Origin of the sequence: Candidatus Frankia nodulisporulans, assembly GCF_902806475.1 — a bacterium.
Taxonomy (GTDB): domain Bacteria; phylum Actinomycetota; class Actinomycetes; order Frankiales; family Frankiaceae; genus Frankia; species Frankia umida.
Genome location: NZ_CADCWS010000290.1, coordinates 1 through 4802 on the forward strand (window position 1 = coordinate 1; position 4802 = coordinate 4802).

Here is a 4802-nt window from a genome sequence, read left to right on the forward strand (position 1 = left end):
ACCTTTTAAGGTTCGCTATGTCGCCCGCATCTCCAGATCGTGCACATATATCGGCCGTTGCGGCGGGCGGTTGACGCACCGTCCGTGGTGCGAGCATCGGGCGCAATCCCGGCTCGGCCGGTCGAGCTAGGACGAACCGGCCCGGCCGGCGGTGGTGGTGTCCGCGGCCTTCGACGGGAAAGCCGTGGACAGCCCGTCCAGTGCCTGACGCAGATCGTCGGCGAGGTCGTCGGCGTTTTCGATGCCAACGGACAGCCGGACCAGGTTCGCCGGCACCGCGAGGGGCGAATCGGCCACGGACGCATGGGTCATGCTGGCCGGATGCTCGATGAGGGATTCGACCCCGCCAAGCGACTCCGCGAGGGTGAAAAGCCTGGTCCGCGTGCACAGCTCGAGGGCGGCGGCATGGCCACCCGACAGGGTGAAAGACACCATTCCACCGAAATCCCGCATTTGTTTCACGGCCACCGGGTAGCCGGGATGGCCGGGCATACCCGGATAACGTACCGTCTCGACCGCCGGATGCGCGGCGAGGTGGGTCGCGACATGCCGGGCGTTCGCGCAGTGCCGGTCCATCCGTACCGGGAGGGTTCGGATGCCGCGCAGCAGCAGCCAGCAGTCAAAGGGCCCCGGTACCGCCCCGGCCGCGTTCTGCAGGAACCGTAGTCGCTCGGCCAGGTCCGGATCGGCGGTGATGATCGCACCCCCGACGATGTCGCTGTGCCCACCGAGGTACTTCGTGGTGGAGTGCACCACCACGTCCGCGCCGAGGGACAGCGGCTGTTGCAGGTACGGGGAGGCGAACGTGTTGTCCACGGCGAGCAGCGCGCCGGCGTCATGGGCGAGGGTCGCGAGCGCGCCGATGTCGGCGATCGTCAGCATCGGGTTGGTCGGCGTCTCGCACCACACCAGCCGGGTGACGCCCGGACGGATCGCGGCCCGGGTCGCCTCGGCATCGGCGAGATCGACGGCGGTGTGCTCGACGTTCCACTGCGAGAGCACCCGGGCGACCAGCCGGTAGGTCCCCCCGTAGGCATCCGCCGGAATGACGATGTGATCACCGGGACGGCAGACCGCGCGCAGCACCGTGTCGGTGGCAGCCATACCGGACGACATCGCCAGGGCCGCCCGGCCGCCTTCGAGCGCGGTGAGGCAGGTCTCCAGGACGGCCCGGGTCGGGTTCGACGACCGGCTGTACTCGAATCCGCCACGCAGCCCACCGACCCCGTCCTGGGCGTACGTCGAGGCCAGATGCAGCGGTGGGACCACGGCGCCGGTCGTCGGATCAGGCTCCTGACCAGCATGGATCGCGATCGTCTCAAAGCCGGCGGCGTTCTGGGCCCGACCGGACGACCGCGGCTCGGGGCCGGCACCCACGTCCGCATGGACGGCCGGGTCGCGACCGACGCTCAGATCGGGGCCGGAGTTCGGGTCGGGGCTGGCGGCCGAGGCGGCAGTGGCGTCCATGTCGTCACGCTACGGCGTCGCGGCCAGGAAACTCAGCAGGTCGGATCGGGTCAGGATGCCGACCGGGCTGCCATTGTCGTGGACGAGCACGGCCAGATCGTCCCCGAGGACCGTCACGACCCGCGACAGCGGCTCACCGGTACCGACCATCGGCAACGGGGGAGAAAGGTGCTCGGTGACCGGGGCGTCGATCGCGGCCCGGTCCGCGAAGACCGCCGCCAGCAACTGCCGTTCGAGCACCGCGCCGGCGACCTCGGCCGCCCGCAGCGGCGGCTCGTGCGCCACCACCGGCATCTGCGACACGTTGTACTCTCGCAGGTAGCCGATCGCCGCGCCCACCGTCTCCTGCGGATGCACGTGGACCAGGTCCGGTGGCGCGGCGGTCCGGTGCTGGGCGGCCTTGTGGGCCAGCGCGTCGGCGACGGTCGGTCCGGTCTGCGGCGGCTCCAGGAAGCCGTACTCGTACATCCAGTCATCGTTGAAGATCTTCGACAGGTAGCCGCGGCCCGAATCCGGCAGCAGGACGACGACCAGGCCGTCCGGTCCCAGTTCCCGGGCCACCCGCAGGCCCGCCACCACCGCCAGCCCGCCGGAGCCACCGAGGAGCAGCCCGCAGCGGCGGGCGAGTTCGCGGGTCATCAGGAACGACTCGCGATCGCTGACCGCCTCCACCCGGTCGACCACCGTGCGGTCATAGGTCGCCGGCCAGATGTCCTCCCCGACCCCTTCGACCAGGTAGGGACGACCGGTGCCGCCGGAGTAGACCGAACCCTGCGGATCGGCGCCGACGATCTGGACGGCTCCGTCCGACACACCCTTGAGGTAACGCCCGACGCCGCTGATGGTGCCGCCGGTGCCGATGCCGGCGACGAAATGGGTGATTCCGCCGTCGGTGTCGCGCCAGATCTCCGGGCCGGTGGTCGCCTCGTGCGCCGCCGGGTTGTGCGGATTGGAGTACTGGTCCGGGCTCCAGCTGCCCGGGGTCTCGCGGACCAGCCGCCGGGCCACCTGGTAGTATGACCGGGGATCGTCCGGCGCCACCGCCGTCGGGCAGATCACCACCTGCGCGCCGTAGGCACGCAGCACCGACCGCTTCTCCTCGCTGATCTTGTCGGGCATCGTGAACACGCACGAGTAGCCGCGCCGCGCCGCGACGAGCGCCAGCCCCACCCCGGTGTTGCCACTGGTCGGCTCGATGATCGTGCCACCGGGGCGCAGCGCCCCCGACTCCTCGGCGGCGGCCACCATCGCCAGCGCCACCCGGTCCTTCACCGACCCGCCCGGGCTGAGATATTCCACCTTGCCCAGCAGCGGTGCGCGCGTCTGCTCGAGCGTCGGCGTCAGCGCCACCAGCGGTGTGTCACCGACCAGATCGACCACATGATCGAACACTCGCATACCGGTCATCCACCTATCCCGTACGGTCAGGCAGCGCTGTCGGGCTGTCGGGCTGACACTGACCAACCGGGCCAGTGGGTCGGTTTGGTTGGCAGACTGTCATGGATTTGTCGCGTTTGGCGCGGGTCTGCTGGCGAACCGCGATTGTTCCAACCCAGAAGGTAACCAGTTTCGGCTGTGGATGCCCAGGGTTGGCGACCATGACCTCGGACGGTGACCGATGGGCGCTGGACTCGTGAAGACGTTCCGGACGGGGTAGGTCACTGTGGGAGTTTCCCCGCCGGGAGCCGTCCTGGTGGGATCGTCGGGTGGCTGGTCCGGTGGGCCGGTCCGATCATGTGAGAGGGAGCGGTCCACGGTGCGCGTCGTGCTCAACGTCATCTGGTTGGTCTTCTGTGGCCTGTGGCTGGCCCTCGGGTATCTGCTGGCAGCGGTGGTGTGCTTCATCCTGATCATCACGATCCCGTTCGGGATCGCGTCGCTGCGGATGGCCAACTTCGCCCTCTGGCCGTTCGGCCGGCGACTGGTCGACCGGCCCGGCGCCGGGGACGCGTCGCTGATCGGCAACGTCCTGTGGATCCTCTTCGCCGGCTGGTGGCTGGCCCTCGGCCATCTCACGACGGGCATCGCGCTGTGCCTGACCATCATCGGAATCCCGCTGGGCCTAGCGAACTTCAAGCTCATCCCGGTCTCGCTGATGCCACTCGGCAAGGAGATCGTCGACTCCGACAGCCGCGTCTTCATCTGACCCCACCCGCACCCGCCGACCCACCCGCACGCGCTGACCCGCCCGCACGCGGATCGCCATGGTCGGCACATCGGAGACGAACACGACCACGGCGATCCGGGTGGCGAGGACGCCCGTCCGAACGTCAGGACACCCGCCGCGGAAAACGGCTACCGAAGGTCACGAGCTACCGGAGGTCACGACCAGGCCTGGGGTCCGCGCGCGCGACGGGTGGCCCGTGCGGCTAGCGTCCCAGGGCGCTCTGGAGATCACGCACGTGCTCCTGGGTCTGCTCGAGCAGGGGGCGCAACGCCTCGGCCACGTCCGCGAGTCCAAGATCGTTCGCCTGGCCGACCCGCGCGCGATAGCGGTCAAGCTGCTCGGACTCCAGCAGCAGGTCGGTACGCAGCGCGTCCTCGGGGTCGGTGGCGGAACTGACAGCCGAGACCTCGGCGGTCGGTGTGCCGCCGAGGAAGGAGATCTGTTCCGCCAGGATCGTCGCGTGGTTCAGCTCCTGCGGCAGGTGGCGCTTGATCTCCTCGCCGACGGCGAGGAACTGCGGGCCGGTGATGGTCGCACCGTGCTGGATGTACTGGACGATCGACTGGTATTCCGAGCTGAGATCGTCGTTGAGCAGCTTGACAAACATCTCCCGGTCCATGGGGCACGCTCTCCCGTCTGCGGTGACGCCCGGCTGGATGGCCGGGGCGGCTGTGGGCGGGATGCCCGGAATCAGCGCCGTCAAGCATCCGCCGACCCGTGGGTGACACCGGATCATCCGGCGGCGGTGTCGTCAGCGGTCAGGGCCGTCAGCGGCCGCGGCGTCGACGGGTTGGGCCGGCGGCGAGGATGTCCGGCTCGCTGTCCGCGCCCCGGTTCCCGGAGACGCGGTTCCCCGTCGCCGGGATGCCCACCGACTGGATGCCCACCGACTGGATGCCCGGGGCCGAAAGCCCGTCCGGCTGGACGCCGGCGCCGCGGCCGGACGTCGTGCGGGCGGAGGCCGACGGTCCGGCCGGGGACGCATTCCCCGATCCGCGGGCAGCCGCGGTCGATCGGCCCGCCGCGGTCGAGAACGCGCCGGCGACGGAGGTACTCGACGTGGCGTTGGTGGCGGCGGACGTGGACCTGGCGGCGGCGGCAGCGGCGGCGACCGCGGCGGCCAGGGTCGGGGCGGCGCTCGGGTAGAGACGCCCCGAGACCGAGACCG

At 70.3% G+C, this 4802-nt stretch carries 5 protein-coding genes; 2 read left to right on the forward strand and 3 right to left on the reverse strand.

All coding sequences use genetic code 11. From position 1 onward, the window contains the following. Positions 1-126: 126 nt before the first annotated feature. Together G6R24_RS18285 and G6R24_RS18290 are read right to left on the reverse strand one after the other, a co-directional pair. The gene (locus G6R24_RS18285; RefSeq protein ID WP_163550426.1) at positions 127-1467 is read right to left on the reverse strand and encodes a cystathionine gamma-synthase; all 1341 of its coding nucleotides are present in this window, start codon (positions 1465-1467) and stop codon (positions 127-129) included. 9 nt (positions 1468-1476) lie between these two features. Continuing rightward, positions 1477-2865, reverse strand: coding sequence for a cystathionine beta-synthase (locus tag G6R24_RS18290; RefSeq protein ID WP_163550430.1), 1389 nt, complete (start codon positions 2863-2865; stop codon positions 1477-1479). A 358-nt stretch (positions 2866-3223) separates the two neighbouring features. Between G6R24_RS18290 and G6R24_RS18295 the strand changes: the two genes are divergently transcribed. Continuing rightward, positions 3224-3613: a YccF domain-containing protein gene (locus G6R24_RS18295; protein ID WP_163550427.1), complete on the forward strand. Its 390-nt coding sequence runs from the start codon at positions 3224-3226 to the stop codon at positions 3611-3613. A gap of 223 nt (positions 3614-3836) precedes the next feature. Here the strand turns inward: G6R24_RS18295 and G6R24_RS18300 are convergent, their stop codons facing one another. Beyond that, on the reverse strand, positions 3837-4241 hold the full coding sequence (locus G6R24_RS18300) for a ferritin-like domain-containing protein (protein WP_225438700.1): 405 nt from the start codon (positions 4239-4241) through the stop codon (positions 3837-3839). A 200-nt stretch (positions 4242-4441) separates the two neighbouring features. Between G6R24_RS18300 and G6R24_RS18305 the strand changes: the two genes are divergently transcribed. Beyond that, the gene (locus G6R24_RS18305; RefSeq protein WP_163550429.1) at positions 4442-4780 is read left to right on the forward strand and encodes a hypothetical protein; all 339 of its coding nucleotides are present in this window, start codon (positions 4442-4444) and stop codon (positions 4778-4780) included. The last annotated feature ends 22 nt before the right edge of the window (positions 4781-4802 follow it).